This is a genomic window from Comamonas trifloxystrobinivorans, assembly GCF_043359985.1.
Classification (GTDB): domain Bacteria; phylum Pseudomonadota; class Gammaproteobacteria; order Burkholderiales; family Burkholderiaceae_C; genus Comamonas; species Comamonas trifloxystrobinivorans.
On the sequence record NZ_JBHZGV010000018.1, the window covers coordinates 71,690 to 90,535 of the forward strand.

At 60.9% G+C, this 18,846-nt stretch carries 19 protein-coding genes; 1 reads left to right on the forward strand and 18 read right to left on the reverse strand.

Going from position 1 to position 18,846, the window contains the following annotated elements:
• Positions 1-14 precede the first annotated feature (14 nt).
• The 18 genes from ACFIQF_RS20270 to rpsB form a co-directional block, all read right to left on the reverse strand.
• Positions 15-374, reverse strand: coding sequence for a hypothetical protein (locus ACFIQF_RS20270; protein WP_393945450.1), 360 nt, complete (start codon positions 372-374; stop codon positions 15-17).
• A 50-nt stretch (positions 375-424) separates the two neighbouring features.
• A complete protein-coding gene (gene carA, locus ACFIQF_RS20275; RefSeq protein WP_393945451.1) occupies positions 425-1,612 on the reverse strand; it encodes a glutamine-hydrolyzing carbamoyl-phosphate synthase small subunit in 1,188 nt (395 codons plus the stop codon).
• 274 nt (positions 1,613-1,886) lie between these two features.
• Positions 1,887-2,669 (reverse strand): TrmH family RNA methyltransferase, encoded by a 783-nt coding sequence (locus ACFIQF_RS20280; RefSeq protein WP_393945452.1) that lies wholly within the window; start codon positions 2,667-2,669, stop codon positions 1,887-1,889.
• 42 nt (positions 2,670-2,711) lie between these two features.
• Complete coding sequence (gene rnhB, locus ACFIQF_RS20285; RefSeq protein ID WP_393945453.1) at positions 2,712-3,365, reverse strand: ribonuclease HII; 654 nt, start codon at positions 3,363-3,365, stop codon at positions 2,712-2,714.
• Positions 3,337-4,500 carry a lipid-A-disaccharide synthase gene (gene lpxB / locus ACFIQF_RS20290; RefSeq protein ID WP_393945455.1) on the reverse strand — a complete coding sequence of 388 codons (1,164 nt, stop codon included), beginning with the start codon at positions 4,498-4,500 and terminating at the stop codon, positions 3,337-3,339. The genes rnhB and lpxB overlap by 29 nt, the downstream gene beginning before the upstream one ends.
• Positions 4,501-4,518: 18 nt before the next feature.
• Complete coding sequence (gene lpxA, locus ACFIQF_RS20295) at positions 4,519-5,319, reverse strand: acyl-ACP--UDP-N-acetylglucosamine O-acyltransferase (protein WP_393945456.1); 801 nt, start codon at positions 5,317-5,319, stop codon at positions 4,519-4,521.
• A 6-nt stretch (positions 5,320-5,325) separates the two neighbouring features.
• A complete protein-coding gene (gene fabZ / locus ACFIQF_RS20300; RefSeq protein WP_184708138.1) occupies positions 5,326-5,766 on the reverse strand; it encodes a 3-hydroxyacyl-ACP dehydratase FabZ in 441 nt (146 codons plus the stop codon).
• A 12-nt stretch (positions 5,767-5,778) separates the two neighbouring features.
• The gene (gene lpxD / locus ACFIQF_RS20305) at positions 5,779-6,765 is read right to left on the reverse strand and encodes a UDP-3-O-(3-hydroxymyristoyl)glucosamine N-acyltransferase (protein ID WP_393945457.1); all 987 of its coding nucleotides are present in this window, start codon (positions 6,763-6,765) and stop codon (positions 5,779-5,781) included.
• A 12-nt stretch (positions 6,766-6,777) separates the two neighbouring features.
• Positions 6,778-7,299 (reverse strand): OmpH/Skp family outer membrane protein, encoded by a 522-nt coding sequence (locus tag ACFIQF_RS20310; RefSeq protein WP_393945458.1) that lies wholly within the window; start codon positions 7,297-7,299, stop codon positions 6,778-6,780.
• Complete coding sequence (gene bamA, locus ACFIQF_RS20315) at positions 7,299-9,596, reverse strand: outer membrane protein assembly factor BamA (RefSeq protein WP_393945459.1); 2,298 nt, start codon at positions 9,594-9,596, stop codon at positions 7,299-7,301. The genes ACFIQF_RS20310 and bamA overlap by 1 nt, the downstream gene beginning before the upstream one ends.
• Positions 9,597-9,643: 47 nt before the next feature.
• Positions 9,644-11,005 carry an RIP metalloprotease RseP gene (rseP, locus tag ACFIQF_RS20320; RefSeq protein WP_393945460.1) on the reverse strand — a complete coding sequence of 454 codons (1,362 nt, stop codon included), beginning with the start codon at positions 11,003-11,005 and terminating at the stop codon, positions 9,644-9,646.
• A gap of 55 nt (positions 11,006-11,060) precedes the next feature.
• A complete protein-coding gene (ispC, locus tag ACFIQF_RS20325; protein WP_393945461.1) occupies positions 11,061-12,239 on the reverse strand; it encodes a 1-deoxy-D-xylulose-5-phosphate reductoisomerase in 1,179 nt (392 codons plus the stop codon).
• Between the two features lie 8 nt (positions 12,240-12,247).
• Complete coding sequence (locus ACFIQF_RS20330) at positions 12,248-13,102, reverse strand: phosphatidate cytidylyltransferase (protein WP_393945462.1); 855 nt, start codon at positions 13,100-13,102, stop codon at positions 12,248-12,250.
• Between the two features lie 59 nt (positions 13,103-13,161).
• Positions 13,162-13,875: a polyprenyl diphosphate synthase gene (uppS, locus tag ACFIQF_RS20335; protein ID WP_393945463.1), complete on the reverse strand. Its 714-nt coding sequence runs from the start codon at positions 13,873-13,875 to the stop codon at positions 13,162-13,164.
• 26 nt (positions 13,876-13,901) lie between these two features.
• Positions 13,902-14,462 (reverse strand): ribosome recycling factor, encoded by a 561-nt coding sequence (gene frr, locus ACFIQF_RS20340; protein WP_393945464.1) that lies wholly within the window; start codon positions 14,460-14,462, stop codon positions 13,902-13,904.
• Positions 14,463-14,498: 36 nt separating this feature from the next.
• The gene (gene pyrH, locus ACFIQF_RS20345; protein WP_393945465.1) at positions 14,499-15,218 is read right to left on the reverse strand and encodes a UMP kinase; all 720 of its coding nucleotides are present in this window, start codon (positions 15,216-15,218) and stop codon (positions 14,499-14,501) included.
• Positions 15,219-15,300: 82 nt separating this feature from the next.
• Positions 15,301-16,188 (reverse strand): translation elongation factor Ts, encoded by an 888-nt coding sequence (gene tsf / locus ACFIQF_RS20350; protein ID WP_393945466.1) that lies wholly within the window; start codon positions 16,186-16,188, stop codon positions 15,301-15,303.
• Between the two features lie 111 nt (positions 16,189-16,299).
• Positions 16,300-17,052: a 30S ribosomal protein S2 gene (rpsB, locus tag ACFIQF_RS20355; RefSeq protein ID WP_393945467.1), complete on the reverse strand. Its 753-nt coding sequence runs from the start codon at positions 17,050-17,052 to the stop codon at positions 16,300-16,302.
• Positions 17,053-17,401: 349 nt separating this feature from the next.
• Between rpsB and ACFIQF_RS20360 the strand changes: the two genes are divergently transcribed.
• Positions 17,402-18,658 carry an NAD(P)/FAD-dependent oxidoreductase gene (locus ACFIQF_RS20360; RefSeq protein WP_393945468.1) on the forward strand — a complete coding sequence of 419 codons (1,257 nt, stop codon included), beginning with the start codon at positions 17,402-17,404 and terminating at the stop codon, positions 18,656-18,658.
• The last annotated feature ends 188 nt before the right edge of the window (positions 18,659-18,846 follow it).

Genomic DNA, 18,846 nt, shown 5'->3' on the forward strand with positions numbered 1-18,846 from the left:
CAGCCAGCGCTTTTTCATACGCGGTCGGTATCTAATTTGTTCAAAATGGCTAGCACGCGGGCTTCGGGCAGGTTTTTCTGCATCAGCTGCAGCAAACCGTCGCCCTGCACCATGGGGCGCAGCACTTCCGCTTCGGCTTCGTAGAACTTGGCGTCCCACTCGGCCATCAGCTGGGCAAATTCCTCGTCTTCCATGGTCTTGCACTTGGCCACGATGGTGACCAGCGGCAAGGCCTTGTTGTCGAGGAAGGATTTCTTGTAGGGCTTTTGCTGCCAACGCGCCACAAACCATTCCTTGTGCTCGGGCGACAAGCTCAGGATGCGCTTGTTGATCGCTTTTTCAAGCGCGGCGACTGGAAAAGAAAACAGTTTCATGGCAGCAAATTCCCTCTCTCGGTTGGACAACAGGCTGGGCTTCTTGGCCCTTATGCCTTTTTGTGCTTGCGCATCAGCTCGACAAAACGGTCGAACAGGTACGACACATCGTGCGGGCCAGGCGATGCCTCCGGGTGACCCTGGAAGCAGAAAGCCGGCTTGTCGGTGCGCTCCATGCCTTGCAAGGTGCCGTCGAACAGGCTCACATGCGTGGCGCGGGTGTTGGCCGGCAGCGTGTTCAGATCCACCGCAAAACCGTGGTTCTGGCTGGTGATGCAGACGCGGCCGCTGTCCAGGTCTTTGACCGGGTGGTTGGCACCGTGGTGGCTGTTCTGCATCTTGAAGGTCTTGGCACCCGAGGCCAGCGCCATGATCTGGTGACCCAGGCAGATGCCGAAGGTGGGCACGCCGCTGTCCATGATGGTGCGCGCAGCAGCAATGGCGTAATCGCAAGGCTCTGGGTCGCCAGGGCCGTTGGACAGGAAGATGCCATCGGGCTGGTACTTGAGCACATCGGCCGCAGGCGTTTGTGCGGGCACCACGGTCACGCGGCAGCCGCGCTCGGCCAGCATGCGCAGAATGTTTTTCTTGACACCGAAGTCATAGGCCACCACGTGGAATTCGTGGTTTTGCAGCTTGCCATAACCGGGCGTGCCATCAGCGCGGGCCAGTTGCCACTCGGTCTGCGTCCACTCGTACGACTGGGCAACGCTCACCACCTTGGCCAGATCCAGGCCCTTCATGCTGGGCGCGGCCTTGGCGGCGGCGATGGCTTCGTCGATCTTGGCTTGCGACACGGTTTCGCCAGCGGCCAGACCGACGATGGCGCCGTTTTGCGCCCCCTTGTCACGCAGCAGGCGGGTGAGCTTGCGGGTGTCGATGTTGGCGATGGCGACCGTGTTGGTGCGTCGCAGGTAATCCGACAGCGTTTCGGTGCTGCGGAAGTTGCTGGCCAGCAAAGGCAGATTCTTGATGATCAGGCCGGCGGCATAGACTTTGTCGGACTCAATATCCTCGCCGTTGATCCCGTAGTTGCCGATGTGCGGATACGTGAGCGTCACGATCTGCTGGCAGTAGCTGGGGTCGGTGAGGATTTCTTGGTAACCGGTCATGGCGGTGTTGAACACCACTTCGCCGGTGGTGGTGCCTTGCGCACCAATCGAGTTGCCAATAAAGACCGTGCCGTCTGCGAGCGCCAGGATGGCGGGAGGAAACGCGCCCTGTTGAGACAAAAACACTGGGTTCTCCGGATGGTTACGGGTCGCCCGGAGCCTGCAGCGGGGTTTTGCTCCACCAGAGGCTGTGCTTATGAGAGGTTGCTTTGAGTGCGGCCGGGCGACGTGATTACTTGAAAGCCACCCATTGTAGCGTGTTGGCTGCATCCTGAGTCAGCAGCGGGGCTGATTGCAGGGCTTTTCGGGCAAAAATTACACACTCTGCGCAGTGTTTTTCCTACACAGAGCGCATATAAGCATCACAAACTACGCAAAGCGCATAGTTTTAACCCAAGCATCAGCTGCGTGCCGCAGCACTGGCGTGCAGGCAAATAGCTGCGGCCGCACCGACATTGAGCGACTCTTCGCCGCCCGGCTGCGTAATGCGAATGTGTTGCGTAGCAGCCGCTTGCAGAGCGGGCGAAACGCCCTGCCCTTCGTGCCCCATGACCCAGGTGCAAGGCCAGGGCAAGCTGGCGCGGTGCAACCAGTCACCCTGGTGCGAGCTGGTCACCAGCAAGGGCTGTTGCAAGCCCAACACCTCGTCCACCGAAGCGTTTTCCACCAGATGCAAAGCGAAATGCGCACCCATGCCGGCACGCAACACCTTGCCACCCCACAGCGCCGCACTGCCCTTGATGGCCACCACCTGGGCAAAGCCGAAGGCCGAAGCACTGCGCAAGATGGAGCCGACATTGCCCGCGTCCTGCACGCGGTCCAGCACCACGGTGGCCAGACCGGCCTGCAGACGAGCCGCATCAGCAGGCAGATCCATCAAAAAGCCAAATGGCGCTGGCGAAGGCAAAGGCGACAGGCTGGCATAGAGCGCATCGGCGATCACCACGTTTTTGGGCGCAGCCAGCGCAAACTGCTCGGGCACGGTCTGCCAGTACTGCTCGGAAAAAACGCCGACAGCCGGCTTCTTGCCCCGCGTCAGCGCAGCGCTGCACAGGTGATCGCCCTCGATCCAGACCTGGCCTTGCTTGCGATAAGCGGCGCCATCGTCCATCAGACGGCGCAAGTCCTTGACCAGGGCGTTGTCACGGGATTGGATATAAATCGGCGGTTTAGCAGTGTGCACAAGCATCTTTCTATGACAGCTCGCCGCACAGGCGAGCAAGCTTTACCGGACCAGGGCAGCAGGCACAACGTCCGACTTCATGGCCAGCACCTGGGCCACCGGCGAGAAGCTGCGGCGGTGCTCGGGGCACGCGCCATACGCATGCAAGGCAGCCAAGTGCAAAGCCGTACCATAGCCTTTGTGCGCGGCAAAGCCATATTGGGGGTATTGGCGATCGATGTCTTCACACCAGCGGTCGCGGTGCACCTTGGCCAGAATCGACGCTGCCGAGATGGCCTGCACCAGCGCATCGCCTTTGACGATAGCCTCGGCCGGCACATCCAGGCGCGGAAGGCGGTTGCCGTCGACCAACACGCATACCGGCTTGAGGCGCAAGCCGTTGACGGCACGCTGCATGGCCAGCATGGTGGCTTGCAGAATATTGAGGCTGTCCACCTCTTGCACCGTGGCTTGCGCAATGCAGCAGCACAGCGCTTTGGCGCGGATTTCGTCGTAGAGCTTCTCACGCTTGGCAGCAGTGAGCTTTTTGGAATCAGCCAAACCCGCAATCGGCGAGCGCTCATCCAAAATGACCGCTGCTGCCACCACCGGGCCTGCCAACGGTCCGCGCCCTGCTTCATCGACGCCCGCCACCAAGCCGGGCGGATGCCACGGCAAAGAGGCCTGGTCAGGCAGCGAGTATTTTTTGGATGGCATCGGCGGCAAGCTTTGGTGTGTCCCTGCGCAATTCCAGGTGCAGGTCGTGAAAACGCTGCTCCAGCCGGGCGAGGCGCGCCGGGTCCTGGCGTGGCGCGTCCAACCATTGCGTGACCGCCTCGGCCAAGGCTTGCGGCGTGGCAGCGTCTTGCAACAGCTCGGGCACGACAAAGTCTTGGCACAGGATATTGGGCAAACCCACCCAGGGCTGCAATTGCTTGCGCTTCATGAGACGCCAGCTGATGGCATGCATGTGGTAGCTGATGACCATGGGACGCTTGAACAGCGCCGCCTCCAAGGTGGCCGTGCCGCTGGCGATCAGCGTGCAATCGCAGGCTTGCAAGGCCAGATGCGACTGGCCGTCAAGAATGCGGATGCGATCCAATATCCCGCATTCGGCAGCCAGCGCCGCAATACGTGCGCGCAAAGCCGGAACAGCAGGGACCAGGATTGTAAGCGAAGGACGTGCTCGCAAAAGCATAGCCGCAGCCAGAAAGAACGGCTTGGCGATGTAACCCACTTCCGAGGCGCGGCTGCCAGGCAAAATGGCGAGCACCTCGCCATCGAGCGGCAAGCCCAGCTGCTGTCGCGCTGCCGCGCGATCGGGCTGCAGCGGAATCACATTGGCCAGCGGGTGGCCCACATAGGTGGCAGCAATGCCGTGCTGGGCCAGCAAGGCCGGCTCGAAAGGGAAGATGCACAGCACATGGTCGGCCGAGCGGCGGATTTTCTCCACCCGCTCGGGACGCCAGGCCCAAATCGACGGGCAGACAAAATGCACCGTCTTGATGCCCTGGGCGCGCAAGCGCTCTTCCACGCCCAGGTTGAAATCGGGCGCATCGATGCCCATGAAAAGCTGCGGTTTGTCGGCCGACAAGCGCTGCACCAGCTGCTTGCGGATGCGCAAAATGCCCCAGATGCGCTTGAGCAGCTCGGCGCTGTAACCGTGCACGGCCAAGCGTTCGCTGGGCCACCAGGCATCAAAGCCGGCATCGGCCATACGCTGGCCGCCAATGCCTGCGGCCCGCAAGGCCGGAATATCGGCCTGCAGACCTTGCAGCACCAGGCTGGCCAGCAGATCGCCCGAGGTTTCCCCGGCGACCATGGCCAAGAAGGTGGAAGTGGTTTTTTGCATTGCGCCTGCCATGCGCGCTCAGCGCACGATGCCGCGCTGGGACTGCGCCAGAAAATCCAGCATCAGCTGCACATCGGCCTGCGCCTCTGGCTCACAGCTGTTGCGCAGATTGTTCAGCGCCTCGATGGCCGCATGCAAGGTGAGACCACTGCGGTAGAGCACGCGGTAGGCCTGCTTGATGACAGCCAGGCGCTCGGCGCTGAAGCCACGGCGGCGCAGACCTTCGAGGTTCAGTCCGCGCACAGCCAACGGGTGGCCGTCGACCATGGTGAAAGGCGGCACGTCCTGGCTGATATGGCTGGCAAAGCCGGCCATCACATGGGCACCGATCTTGCTGAACTGGTGCACGCCGGTCAGGCCGCCAATGATCGCCCAATCCGCCACATGCACATGGCCGGCCAGCGTGGCGTTGTTGGCCAAAATGGTGTTGTTGCCTACGCGGCAGTCATGGGCAATGTGGACATAGGCCATGATCCAGTTGTCGTCGCCCACGCGGGTAACACCTTCATCCTGCACCGTGCCGGTGCTGAAGGTACAGAACTCGCGAATGGTGTTGCGATCGCCAATTTCCAGGCGGGTCGGCTCGCCCGCATATTTCTTGTCTTGCGGCGCGCCACCCAAGGCAGCGTGCGGAAATATCTGGTTGTCCGCGCCAATGCTGGTGATGCCGTCGATCACACAGTGGGCACCGACCGAGCTGCGTGCGCCAATGCACACCTTGGGGCCAATGACCGCATACGGCCCGACCGCCACCGTCGAATCCAGCTCGGCGGCCGGGTCAACGATGGCGGTCGGGTGAATAAGACTGACAGCTGCCATCAGCCGTCATTCCACGTGACGCATGGTGCACATCAGTTCAGCTTCGGCGGCCACTTCGCCGTCGACGCTGGCCACGCCCTTGAACTTCCAGATACCACCGCGCACGCGGTCGATGGTGATCTCGAGCACCAACTGGTCTCCAGGCACCACGGGGCGCTTGAAGCGTGCCGAGTCGATACCGACAAAGTAGTAGATGTTGTTCTCGTCGGGCACCTGGCCCATGGCGTCGAAAGCCAGCAGGCCGGCTGCTTGCGCCAGCGCTTCCAGAATCAGCACGCCGGGCATGACAGGGCGGCCTGGGAAATGCCCGGTGAAGAAGGGCTCGTTGAACGTGACGTTCTTGATTGCCCGGATGCGGGTATTGCGCTCCAGCTCTTGCACCCGGTCCACCAGCAAAAATGGGTAGCGGTGGGGCAGTTGCTTGAGAATTCCTTGAATATCCATCATAGTGAACTCGGCTTAGCCGTTTTTCTGTGTTTGCTCCAAGGCCTTGATGCGGTCTCTCAGTGCATGGAGATGTTTGAGGGTGGCGGCGTTTTTTTCCCAGTTGCCATTGTCGTCGATAGGGAAGAAGCCGGTGTAATGCCCCGGCTGCTTGATGGACCGACTCACGACGGTCGCCGCCGAAATATGCACATTGTCGGCGATTTCCAGGTGCCCCAGGATCATCCCGGCCCCTCCTATCGTGCAATTGCGCCCTATCTTGGCACTACCGGCAATGCCTGTGCAGCCCGCCATGGCCGAGTTCTCGCCAATTTCGACGTTGTGCCCGATCTGCACCTGGTTGTCGATCTTGACGCCGTTGGCGATGACCGTGTCTTGCAAAGCACCACGGTCGATGCATGTGTTGGACCCGATCTCAACATCGTCGCCAATGCGCACATTGCCCAGCTGCTCGATCTTGATCCAGCGCCCTTTGTCATTGGCAAAGCCAAAGCCATCGCCACCGATGACCGCGCCAGGCTGCACCAATACCCGCTGACCCAGCACACAGCCGGCACCCAGGGTGACACGCGAGGTGAGCACCGAATCAGCACCAATCACCGCGCCTGCACCCACATGGCACAGCGGGCCTACGGAGGCGCTGGGGTGAATTTGCGCGCCCTCTTCCACCACGGCAGAAGGGTGAACACCGGTTTTGACCGCGCGGATCTGGTGGTGCTGGCGCCACAACTGGGTGAGCCGGGCAAAGAACAGGTAGGGATCGTCCACCACCAAGTAAGCACCGGCCCGCTCACGGGCCTGGGCTTCCATGCGTTCGCTGACAGCGACACAGGCTGCACGCGAAGCCTGCATTTGTGCGTGCAGCCGGGGGTTGCTCAGAAAGCTGATGTCATGCGGACCGGCATCTTCCAGCGAGGCTATGGCCTCGATCTGCAAGCTGCGATCGCCTTTTTCCAGGCGTCCGCCCAAGGCATCGACAATCTGTCCCAGCTGCAAGCTCACACGGACCTCGGCTTACTTGCCAGCAGGGGCTGCGTTGAGAGCCTTGAGCACCTTCTCGGTGATGTCGTGCTTGGGGTTGATGTAGACCGCTTCTTGCAGCACCACATCGTATTTTTCCTGCTCAGCCACTTGCTTGACGACCTTGTTGGCGCGCTCGAGCACGGCCGACAGCTCTTCACTCTTGCGGGCGCTCAGGTCTTCCTGGAATTCGCGGCGCTTGCGCTGGAATTCACGGTCCTGGTCCACCAGCTGACGCTGGCGCGTGACGCGCTGGCTCTCCGACATGGTCGGTGCTTCGCGCTCGAACTTTTCGCCTTCGGTCTTGAGCTTGCTGCCGGCGTCGACCAGTTCTTTTTCACGCTTGGAGAATTCGGTCTCCAGCTTGGCCTGGGCCGCCTTGGCAGCATTGGCTTCGCGGAAGATGCGATCGGTATTGACAAAACCAGCCTTGAACTCTTGCGCTTGCGCCACTGCACCAAACGACAGGGCCGCAGCCAAAACCATCAACGGAAAGGGACGAGAAAAAGTATTCATTAGAAAGATGTTCCGATTTGGAATTGCAATTTCTGGATTTTATCGCCGGTGAATTTGCGAACTGGCTGAGCATAAGCCAATCGCAGCGGTCCCAGTGGGGAAATCCAGCTCAACCCAACACCCGCGGAGGCGCGCAGTTCATTCAGCTTGAAGTCCTGCTCGTCACCCCAGACATTGCCGGCATCGACGAAAGCGAACCAGCGGAAAGTACGGTCATTGCCGGTACCGGGCATGGGCCCGATGAACTCGGCGTTCAGCGTCAGCTTCTTGGAGCCACCCAGGGTGGCGCCGGTCACATCACGCGGACCGAGGGTGTTTTGTTCGAAGCCTCGCACCGAGCCCAGACCACCGGAGAAGTAGTTCTTGAACACCGGGAAGGCCTTGCCGCCCATGCCCTTGCCCCAACCCACTTCGCCGTTCAGTGCCACGGTGTAGCGCTTGTTCAACGGAATGTACTGTTGCAACTGGTAGTTGGCTTTGAGGTAGCGCGCATCGCCAAACAGCGACCACTCCGAGCCCAGCTTCTGGAAGCGGCCCGAGTTGGGAGCCAGTGCGCTGTCGCGGCTGTCACGCGACCAACCCAGGGTCAGCGGGAAGTTCAGGCTGGTGTTGCCGTAACGGGTAGCGTAATCGAGGTAGGCAGCGGGCATGTTGGTGCCCAGCTTGATGCGCGTGTTTTCAATACCGCCACCGACATAGACGGTGTCGAGTTCGCTGAACGGAATACCAAAGCGTACCGAGCCACCGGTCGTGATGATCTGGTAGTTACCGCCCTGCTCGTCGTACGGACGGTCGGTGCGGTAGTACATGTCGTAGGTGCGCGAGATGCCGTCCTTGGTGAAATAAGGATCGGTCGTGCTCACCACCAGCGTACGGTGGTACTTGCTGGTGTTGACGTCAATGCCCAGGTAGTTGCCCGAGCCAAACACGTTCTCTTGCTTGATACCGAAGGTCAGCGAGACCTTTTCAGCGCTGGAGTAACCCGCCCCCAGCTGCAACGAGCCGGTGGGCTTTTCGGTGACCGTCATGTTGACATCCACCTGGTCGGGTGCGCCCGGCACTTCTTGTGTATCTACCGCCACATCGTTGAAGAAACCCAGACGGTCGACACGGTCGCGCGAAAGCTTGATCTTGTCCGAGTCGTACCACGAGGCCTCGTACTGGCGAACTTCGCGGCGGATGACTTCGTCACGCGTGCGGTTGTTGCCCGCCACGTTGACCTTGCGCACATAGGCGCGGCGCGATGGCTCGGCCTTGAGCACCAGCTCGACGCGGTTGTTCTCGCGGTCGATCTCGGGCACGGCTTCGGCCCGCGCAAACGCATAGCCAAAGCTGCCAAAGTGGTCGGTGAAGCGCTTGGTCGTCTCTGTCACGCGGTCGGCGTTGTAAGGCTCGCCGGGCTTGATGGTGATGAGCGACTTGAATTCGTCCTCGCGATCGAGGTAATTGCCTTCGAGCTTGACGCCAGAGACGACGAACTTCGGCCCTTCATGCACCTGCAGGTTGATGGAGATACGTTCCTTGTCGGGCGAGATCGAGACCTCGGTCGATTCGATGCGGAACTCCAGATAGCCGCGCGACAGGTAGAAGGACTTGAGCGTTTCCAGGTCGGCGTTGAACTTGGAGCTGGAATAGCGGTCGCTCTTGGTGTACCAGCTCAGCCAGCCACCGGTGTCCTGGTCGAACAGATCGGTCAACGTGGATTCCTTGAAATCCTTGTTGCCCGAGATGTGGATTTCCTTGATCTTGGCCGCTTCGCCTTCGGTCACCGTGAAAGTCAGGTTGACGCGGTTGCGCTCGATAGGCGTGACCGTGGTCACCACATCGGCCGCGTACATGCTCTTGTTGATGTACTGGCGCTTGAGCTCTTGCTCGGCACGGTCGGTCAGCGCTTTGTCGTAGGGGCGACCTTCGGTCAGCCCGACATCGCGCATGGCCTTTTTCATGGCTTCCTTGTCGAACTCCTTGGTGCCGAGGAAATCGACATTGGAGATCGTGGGGCGCTCTTCGACGACCACCACCAGCACGTTGCCATTGGCTTCCAGGCGCACATCCTTGAACAGACCCAGGGCAAACAGCGCACGGATTGCGGACGAGCCTTTTTCGTCGTTGTAATCATCGCCCACGTGCAGGGGCATGGAAGCAAAGATGGTTCCCGGCTCCACACGCTGCAAGCCTTCGACTCGGATATCTTGGATGGTGAAAGGATCCAGCGCCCAAGACAGCTTGGCGATCAGCATCAAGGCCGCAGCAGCCGTGGTCTTGCGAAAAAGCGAAGAAGGGATGGAATATGTCATTTGTGATAGCAACAAGGGCCGCCCATTATGCAGTAACGCCGCGAAACTCAGCCCAATAGCCGCGACAAATCGTTGAAGAACGCAATGCACATCATGAGCAGCAGCACGGCGATACCACCTTTTTGCAAGCGCTCCAGCCATTGCGTGGTGGGCGGCTTGCCAGTGACAGCCTCCCAAAGATAATACATCAGGTGGCCGCCATCGAGCACCGGCAGCGGCAACAGATTCAGCACACCCAGACTGACGCTGATCAGCGCCAAAAATGCAAGGTATTGTGTCAGGCCGATCTGGGCCGATTTGCCCGCGTATTCGGCAATCGTCAGCGGCCCGCTGATGTTCTGCAGCGAAGCCTGACCGATCACCATCTTGCCCATCATCTTGAGCGTGAGCGTCGACACTTCCCAGGTCTTTTGCGCGCCCTTGCTCAAGCCTTCCCACAGGCCGTAGCGCACTTGCTCCATGGCTACCGGCGCGCCAATAAAGGCGCCGAGGCGGCCAATCTTTTGCCCGCCGTCTTCGGCCTGCGCCAATTGCACGGGCACATGGACGCGCGAACCGGCACGCTCGACCAACCAGTCTTGCAGCGGCGGGCGGCCTTCGGCGCCCGAGGCGCGGATCATGCGGCGCAGATGGCTGCCGTCGCCCACGGCCACGCCGTCGATCTGCAACACCACATCACCCTTGCGCAACCCGGACTGTGAAGCCGCGCTGCCCTGCTCGAAATCACCCAGCTCGGCTGACGACCACGGATGCGTCAGGCCAATCTTTTCCATCAGCTGCGGGTTCGCATCGGAGGCACCCAGGCTGGAGAGTGGCAAGCGGTAGCTGCGCTCGGCACCGCCATTGCGGCCGACCACGGCCAATTCCACATCCTTGCCATTGAGCGCCGCTTGGGCCAGGAACCAGCGCAGGTCTTCCAGCGAGCGCACAGGCTGGCTTTCCTCGCCACTCAAGGCCATGGCGCGCACGGTTTCGCCACCATTCAAACCGGCGTGGGCCGCCAAGCTGGCTGCAGGCGGGCTGCCGATGATGGCTGCCGGCTCGCGCACGCCGATCCAGTTAACGCAGGCATACAGCAAGATAGCAAGCAGCAGATTGGCCAAAGGGCCAGCAGCAACAATGGCCGCGCGCGAGCGCAGCGGCTGCGTGTTGAAGGCCAAATGGCGCTCGCCCTCGGCCACCGGCGCCTCGCGCTCATCGAGCATGCGCACGTATCCGCCCAGAGGAATGGCACTGACGACAAACTCGGTGCCCGAGTTTTTGCCCTGCCAGCGCAGCAAGGGCTTGCCAAAACCGATGGAGAAACGCAGCACTTTCACGCCGCAGGCAACCGCCACGCGGTAGTGGCCGTACTCGTGCACGGCGATCAAGATGGCCAGTGCAACGACGAATGCAACAACGGTCAACATTGCTCAGGTCCTTGCTATCAAAACCACGATTCTACCGAGGCGTGCGAATGCCCCCTCACCGGGGCAGATGGGCGATCACGCCTTCGGCGTAAGAGCGCACTTCGGCATCGAGTGCCAGCAAGGCATCAATGCTGTCTGGCGACTGTGGCCGCATGCCAGAGAGCACCTGCTCGTTGACCTGGTAGATCTGGTCAAAACGCATGCGCCCGGCCAGGAAAGCCGCCACTGCCACCTCATTGGCCGCATTCAGCACCGTGGTCGTACCTTCTGGCGCACGCAGCGCTTGCCAGGACAGATGCAAGCCGGGGAAGCGGTGCGCATCCGCCTCTTCAAAGGTGAGCGCTGCCAGCTTGGCGAAATCCAAAGGCGCAGCACCGCTGGCCACACGCTGCGGCCAAGCCAGGCCGACGGCAATGGGCACGCGCATATCGGGCGTACCCAGTTGCGCGAGGATGGAGGCGTCGTTGAACTGCACCATCGAGTGCACAATCTGCTGCGGGTGGATCACCACCTTGATCTGCTCGGGCCGCATGTCGAAGAGCCAGCGCGCCTCGATCACTTCGAGCGCCTTGTTCATCATGGTGGCCGAGTCGATGGAGATCTTGCGCCCCATCGAGAAGTTCGGGTGGTTGCAGGCTTGCTGCGGCGTTACATCGCGCAGGCTGGCAGGCTCGCGGGTGCGGAAGGGGCCGCCCGAGGCCGTGAGAATGATGTGGTCCACGCGCTGCGGCCACTCTGCCGGGTCTTCCGGCAGGCATTGGAAGATGGCCGAGTGCTCGCTGTCGATGGGCAGCAAGCTGGCGCCGCCTTGTTTGACGGCATCCATGAAAAGCTGACCGCCGACGACCAGCGCCTCTTTGTTCGCCAGCATCAAGCGCTTGCCAGCCAAAGCGGCAGCCACCGCAGGGCGCAAGCCGGCGGCACCCACAATGGCGGCCATCACCGCGTCGGTATCGGGGTGAGCAGCAATTTGCTCCAGCGCTTGTTCGCCTTCCAGCACCTCGGTGCGGCTGCCGGCTTGTTGCAGGCGCTCGCGCAGTTCTTTGGCGGGTGCGGCGCTGGTCATCACCGCAAAGCGCGGCTGGAACTGCAGGCACTGCGCCAGCAAAATATCAACGCGCGAGTGCGCGCTGAGCGCAAACACCTGGTAGGCGTCTGGATGGCGGACGATCACATCCAGCGTGTTGGTTCCAATCGAGCCCGTCGATCCCAGGACGGTTACTTGCATGGTCATTGCGAAATTCACTTATCCAAAAATGGCAGCAGCATCATCACCAGCGGCAAAGTGGGCAGCAAGGCATCGATGCGATCGAGCACGCCACCGTGGCCGGGCAACAGTTGGCTGCTGTCCTTCATGCCGGCACTGCGCTTGACCAGCGATTCCACCAGGTCACCAGCGACACTCATGCCAGCCAGAAAAACGCAGGCCACCACCATCAACCATGGCGAGAAGGCCCACAAACGAGAATACAGACTGGGCACGCTGGCACCCAAATGGCGGTCGGCCAGGCACCACAGCACGGCCAACACCAGCACGCCCAGGGCACCGCCCCACACGCCTTCCCAGCTTTTGCCAGGGCTGATGGCCGGCGCCAGCTTGCCTTTGGTAAAACGCAAGCCAAAGGCACGGCCGGCAAAGTAGGCGCCGATATCGGCCGTCCACACCAGGGCAAAAACCGACAGCAGAAAGTTCACGCCCAGCCACTTGGCCTGCGCCACGGCCAGCCAAGCCACCCACAGCGCGAGCACGCCCACAACAATGCGCAGGGCTTGCGGAATACGGGGCCAGCCTGGAACACCGGCCTTGAGCAAATAAGCCGCTACCAGCACCCAAGCGCCACCTGCCACGAGCCACAAGGCGGGCAGAGATTGCTGCGTCCAGCCGAGCCACCAGGCCAGGCCACACAGCGCCAGGCAAACAGCCGCCACCGCATAGGTGGCAACGCCGCTCAAACCGTTCAGGCGCGCCCACTCCCAGGCGGCAGCGCCCATGGCCAGCAGCATGAGCGCGGCAAAAGGCAGCGGATTGCTGGCCACGATGGCGGGAATCAGGATCAGCAGGAGAACTACGGCGGTAATGATGCGTTGTTTGAGCAAATCGTTCTCCTGAAAAGACAAGGCGCCAGCCACCGGGCTGGCGCCACTGTGTCACATGGCTAGGACTGGGGCAAGGCCACCTGCTCGGAGGTCTTGCCAAAGCGGCGTTCACGCCGGTTGAACTCGGCAATCGACTCGTCGAGCGCCTGCTCGTCAAAATCGGGCCACCATTTGTCGCTGAAATACAGCTCCGAGTAGGCAGCCTGCCAAAGCAGAAAATTGCTGATGCGCATCTCGCCACCGGTACGGATCAGCAGATCGGGATCAGGCACATGGGCCAGCGCCATGGCCTGGGCCATGGCCATTTCGGTAACCTGCGTGCCCGCAGCTGCCAGCTTGGCAGCGGCTTGCGCAATGTCCCAACGGCCGCCGTAGTTGAAGCAGACGTTGAGCACCATGCGGTCGTTGTGCGCTGTGGCTTGCTCGGCCTGCTGCAGGCCTGCTTGCACCTTGGGCGAGAGCGAGCCGCGCTCACCGACAAAATACAAACGGATGCCGTCTCGCGCGAGCGAGGGCACTTCCTTGGCCAAAGCACCGGCCAGCAGCGACATCAGGCCATCGACCTCATCGGCGGGGCGGTTCCAGTTCTCGGACGAGAAGGCAAACACCGTGAGCACCTTGACGCCACGCTCCGCGCAGGCCTTGGCGCAGCGGCGCAGTGCATCCACACCCTGCTTGTGACCCGCCAGACGGGGCAGAAAACGGCGCTTGGCCCACCGGCCATTGCCATCCATGACGATGGCAATGTGGTGGGGAATCACAACAGACTTCATGCGTGAAAAGCCAATCCCAGCGGGGATCAGACCGCCATGATGTCTTTTTCTTTTTCGACCACCAGCTGGTCGATCAGCTGGATGTGCTTGTCGGTGATCTTTTGCACATCGGCTTCCGAGCGCTTTTGATCGTCTTCCGAGGCTTCCTTGTCCTTGACCAGCTTCTTGACGCCTTCGTTGGCATCGCGGCGCAGGTTGCGCACGGCGATCTTGGCGTTTTCGCCTTCAGCCTTGACCAGCTTGGTCATTTCCTTGCGGCGCTCTTCGCTCATCGGCGGCATGGGCACACGGATCAGGTCGCCCATGGCGGCCGGGTTCAGGCCCAGATCGCTTTCGCGGATGGCCTTTTCGATCTTGGCGCCCATGTTCTTTTCCCAGGGCGTCACGCTGATGGTGCGGCTGTCGATCAGCGCCACGTTGGCCACCTGGGACAGGGGCACCATGGAGCCGTAGTAATCGACATGGATGGTGTCCAGCAGCTGCGGGTTGGCGCGGCCGGTACGGATCTTGGTCAGGTTGTTCTTGAAGGCGGCAATCGATTGGTCCATCTTGCCTTCGAGATTCTTCTTGATTTCTGCGATTGTCATTCTTTACTCCTCAATACCGCTCATTCCCCTGCGCACTCAGGCGTAGACCAGCGTGCCTTCGTCCTCGCCCATCACCACGCGCTTGAGCGCGCCGCTCTTGACGATCGAGAACACCCGGATCGGCAGCTTCTGGTCACGGCACAGCGCAAAAGCGGTGGCATCCATGATGCCCAGGTTGCGGCTGATGGCTTCGTCAAACGTCAGCTTGCTGTAACGCGTAGCGGTGGGGTCCTTCATGGGATCGGCGGTGTAAACACCATCCACCTTGGTGGCCTTGAGCACCAATTCTGCGCCAATTTCAGCACCACGCAGCGCCGCTGCGGTATCGGTGGTGAAAAATGGGTTGCCGGTACCGGCAGCAAACACCACTACCTTGCCTTCTTCGAGGTACTGCAGCGCCTTGGGACGCACATAGGGCTCGACCACCTGTTCGATGCCGATGGCCGACATCACGCGCGCCGTCAGACCTTGCTTGTCCATGGCGTCTGCCAGCGCCAGGGCGTTCATCACCGTGGCCAGCATGCCCATGTAATCGGCCGTGGCGCGGTCCATGCCGACCGAGCCGCCCGCCACGCCGCGGAAGATGTTGCCGCCACCAATCACCACCGCCACTTCCACGCCCAGGCGGGTCACATCCGCAATCTCTTCGACCATGCGCACGATGGTGGCGCGGTTGATACCAAAGGCGTCATCGCCCATCAAGGCCTCACCAGAGAGTTTGAGAAGAATACGCTTATGGGCTGGGCTGTTGGACATGGCTAGGACTCCGGGGGGATGGGTGGTTTGCAAAAACGACAGGTGAAACAAAGGGGCCTAAGCCCCTTTGTCAGGATGATGATTAACCCTTGGCGGCCGCAACCTGCGCGGCCACTTCAGCGGCGAAGTCATCCACCTTCTTCTCAATGCCTTCACCCACCACATACAGCGTGAAGGACTTGATCTTGGTGTTGGCAGCCTTGAGCATTTGCTCCACGGTTTGCTTGCCGTCAGCAGCCTTCACGAAGACCTGGTTGTACAGCGAGACTTCCTTGAGGAACTTCTGCACCGAACCTTCCACCATCTTGGTGGCGATGTCGGCGGGCTTGCCCGATTCTTGCGCCTTGGCCAGGGCCACGCTGCGCTCTTTTTCGATCAGATCAGCAGGCACTTCGTCTGCCGTCAGCGCCACAGGCTTCATGGCTGCCACGTGCATGGCCACATCCTTGGCGGCTTGTGCGTCGCCTTCGAACTCCACCACCACGCCGATACGGGTGCCGTGCAGGTACACAGCCAGGTTGCTGCCCTCGAAGCGCTTGAAGCGGCGGAACGACATGTTCTCGCCGATCTTGCCGATCAGGCCCTTGCGCACTTCTTCCAGCGTGGGGCCGAAACCGTCTTGCTCATAAGCCAGAGCACCCAGAGCAGCCACATCGGCAGGGTTCTTCTCAGCCACCAGCTTGGCCGCTTCGTTGGCCATGGCGATGAAGCTGTCGTTCTTGGAGACGAAGTCGGTTTCGCTGTTCACTTCGACGATGGCACCCTTGTTGCCGTCAACAAAAGCAGTGATCACACCTTCAGCAGCGATACGCGAGGCAGCCTTGCCAGCCTTGGTGCCCAGCTTGACGCGCAGCAGCTCTTCAGCCTTGGCCATGTCGCCGTCAGCCTCGGTCAGCGCCTTCTTGCATTCCATCATCGGCGCGTCGGTCTTTGCGCGCAGTTCTGCCACCATGCTTGCGGTAATTGCCATGTTGATTCTCCGTATTCAGTTCAATTGGGTTGATTGGAAACGTAGGTAAAAAAAAGGGGGCCGATTCCGAGCCCCGCTTTTTATTCGCGGCCCATTGGGCAGCGTGGTGGATTAAGCAGCGGTGTTTTCCACTTCCACGAACTCATCGCCTTCTTCGCCGGCAGCAGCCTTGGCCACTTCAGCCACGGCGTTGGCACGGCCTTCCAGGATCGCGTCAGCGATACCGCGGGCGTACAGTTCCACGGCCTTGGCCGAGTCGTCGTTACCGGGGATCACGTAGTCGATGCCTTCGGGGTTGTGGTTGGTATCAACCACGCCCACCAGAGGAATGCCCAGCTTGCGAGCTTCGGCCACGGCGATCTTATGGAAGCCCACGTCGATGATGAAGATGGCATCAGGCAGAGCGGTCATGTCCTGGATACCGCCGATGTCCTTTTCCAGCTTTTCGATTTCGCGGGTGAAGGTCAGTTGTTCCTTCTTGCTCATCGATTCCAGACCGGCTTCTTGCTGGGCCTTCATGTCCTTCAGACGCTTGATCGAGGTCTTGACGGTCTTGAAGTTGGTCAGCATGCCGCCCAACCAGCGTTGGTCGACGTAAGGCACGCCAGCGCGTTGTGCTTCAGCAGCCAGGATTTCGCGCGATTGGCGCTTGGTACCCACCATCAAGATGGTGCCGCGGTTGGCAGCCAGTTGCTTGACGAACTTTTGGGCGTCCTGGAACAGAGGCAGGGTCTTTTCCAGGTTGATGATGTGGATCTTGTTGCGGCTACCGAAAATGTACTGGCCCATCTTGGGGTTCCAGAAACGGGTTTGGTGGCCAAAGTGGACGCCGGCTTCCAGCATCTCGCGCATCGTAACGGACATAGTCTTCTCCGAAGGTTAGGTCTAAAATCCCGTCCAACAATTGCCTGCACCACTCTACAAGTGCAGCAGCAACACCTTGGCGGACGGGTTTGGGATTTATTCCACCAGTGCAGCGCACCACGCGCAGCATCCGGCAAAACCCTAGGATTCTAGCACATTCCACAAGGCGCTCATCTACGCAGCGCAAAGCAACTTTGTTTGATTGCGAATTTCAATGAGAAATCGCGCTGTTGGCTGACTTGGAGCCAGAAAAACCTAGGCACAATCTGACGGGTGCGCTACAGCACTTGCAAATGCTTGCAAACTGAAAGCGCCACCACATAGAGAACTGGCCGGTCCCTGGGTATTTATGAAAATTGCAGTCGTTGGTGCAGGCATTGCGGGCATAGCCACCGCTTTCGAGCTGATGGAAGCCGGCAACACAGTCAGCATTTACGAGCAGCACCGCGCCGCCGCCGAAGAGGCCAGCTTTGCACCCTCAGGCCTGATGTGGCCCTGCGTCATCAACCCCTGGGGGGCGACCGCCTTCTTGCCCAGCCTGCGACTGGGCATGCACCGCCCGCCGTTTGCCGAGCTGTCGGTGCAAGGCAACCTGCTCACCGGCGCGCGCCGCTGGGCCCGCAAATACCAAAGCATTGCCAAAAAGCAAGGCAACATCGAATCCATAGCCGCGCTGCAAGAGCTGGAGCTGCTGTCCATGCAGCGCATGCAGCATGCGCAAGAGCTGTTCAATATCAATGCGCAGTTCAACGCCGGCTTGCTGCTGCCGCTGCGCAAAGAGCCCAACGCCGCCGCGTTGTATGAGCTCACGCGCCGCCTGTCAGCCGCCCATGTGGATTACCGCCAATGCAGCGAAGCCGAAGCACGCGCGCTGGAGCCAGGCCTGGCCACCGACATCCGCATGTCCGGCGCTTTGCACCTGCCCGAATCCTGGGCTGGCAATGGCCGCCTGTTTTCGCAGGGCCTGCTGCAGGTACTGCAATCGCACGGGCTGGAATTGCTGACACAGCAAGCCGTCACACGCATCCAATCCGAAGGCGCGGGCGTACGCATCCATACCGGACAATCGGAGCGCAGCTTTGACGCCGTGGTGCTGTGCGCTGGCGAGCATACGCAACAGCTGCTGCAAACACTGGACATCCGCCTCCCGGCCGCTGCCATTCACAGCTATAGCGCCAGCATCCAGATTGCCGAGCAATCGCTCGCACCACGCGGGTCGATCGTCGACTTGGAAAAAGGCATGGTACTCACCCGCCAAGGCACGCGCCTGCGCATCAGCGGCGGCGCCGAACTCGGCTGGCCTGAATCGCCCGAGCGCCTGGAAGAAGCCCGCCACGAGCTGGTGAGCGTGCTGCTGGAATGGTTTCCCGGCAGCATCCAGCGCAGCCAATCGGTGCTGCAAACCTGGCGCGGCGTGCGCATGACGGTACCCGACGGCTTGCCCGTACTGGGCGCCACCGGCGCGCCCGGCGTGTGGCTCAACGCAGCGCACGGCGGCTACGGCTGGGGCTTGGCCATGGGCAGCGCGCACCATGTGCGCCAGCTCGTCATGGGCGAAACACCTACTGTGGATGCCGCCGCATTTGCGCTGGGCCGGTTTGACTGAGTACACCAACCAGCGCCAGAGACATCGGCTCTACTCGTTTTCCGTCATCATCGCGCCATGGACATCGACAGCATCGATCTAAATCTCCTTGTATCGTTAAAGCGTTCGGGAATGGCCCGATCAGGGCTGGCGTATGCAGGGAACTCCCTGAGGCTTGCAACCTGTCGCGTAGATATGCAGCGCCAGTC

Bases quoted from the DNA above. Each gene is read 5' to 3' on its own strand.
- ACFIQF_RS20270 (WP_393945450.1), bottom strand. From the start codon at position 374: ATGAAACTGTTTTCTTTTCCAGTCGCCGCGCTTGAAAAAGCGATCAAC.
- rnhB (WP_393945453.1), bottom strand. From the start codon at position 3,365: ATGCCATCCAAAAAATACTCGCTGCCTGACCAGGCCTCTTTGCCGTGG.
- lpxB (WP_393945455.1), bottom strand. From the start codon at position 4,500: ATGCAAAAAACCACTTCCACCTTCTTGGCCATGGTCGCCGGGGAAACC.
- lpxA (WP_393945456.1), bottom strand. From the start codon at position 5,319: ATGGCAGCTGTCAGTCTTATTCACCCGACCGCCATCGTTGACCCGGCC.
- fabZ (WP_184708138.1), bottom strand. From the start codon at position 5,766: ATGATGGATATTCAAGGAATTCTCAAGCAACTGCCCCACCGCTACCCA.
- ACFIQF_RS20310 (WP_393945458.1), bottom strand. From the start codon at position 7,299: ATGAATACTTTTTCTCGTCCCTTTCCGTTGATGGTTTTGGCTGCGGCC.
- bamA (WP_393945459.1), bottom strand. From the start codon at position 9,596: ATGACATATTCCATCCCTTCTTCGCTTTTTCGCAAGACCACGGCTGCT.
- rseP (WP_393945460.1), bottom strand. From the start codon at position 11,005: ATGTTGACCGTTGTTGCATTCGTCGTTGCACTGGCCATCTTGATCGCC.
- ispC (WP_393945461.1), bottom strand. From the start codon at position 12,239: ATGACCATGCAAGTAACCGTCCTGGGATCGACGGGCTCGATTGGAACC.
- uppS (WP_393945463.1), bottom strand. From the start codon at position 13,875: ATGAAGTCTGTTGTGATTCCCCACCACATTGCCATCGTCATGGATGGC.
- frr (WP_393945464.1), bottom strand. From the start codon at position 14,462: ATGACAATCGCAGAAATCAAGAAGAATCTCGAAGGCAAGATGGACCAA.
- pyrH (WP_393945465.1), bottom strand. From the start codon at position 15,218: ATGTCCAACAGCCCAGCCCATAAGCGTATTCTTCTCAAACTCTCTGGT.
- tsf (WP_393945466.1), bottom strand. From the start codon at position 16,188: ATGGCAATTACCGCAAGCATGGTGGCAGAACTGCGCGCAAAGACCGAC.
- rpsB (WP_393945467.1), bottom strand. From the start codon at position 17,052: ATGTCCGTTACGATGCGCGAGATGCTGGAAGCCGGCGTCCACTTTGGC.
- ACFIQF_RS20360 (WP_393945468.1), top strand. From the start codon at position 17,402: ATGAAAATTGCAGTCGTTGGTGCAGGCATTGCGGGCATAGCCACCGCT.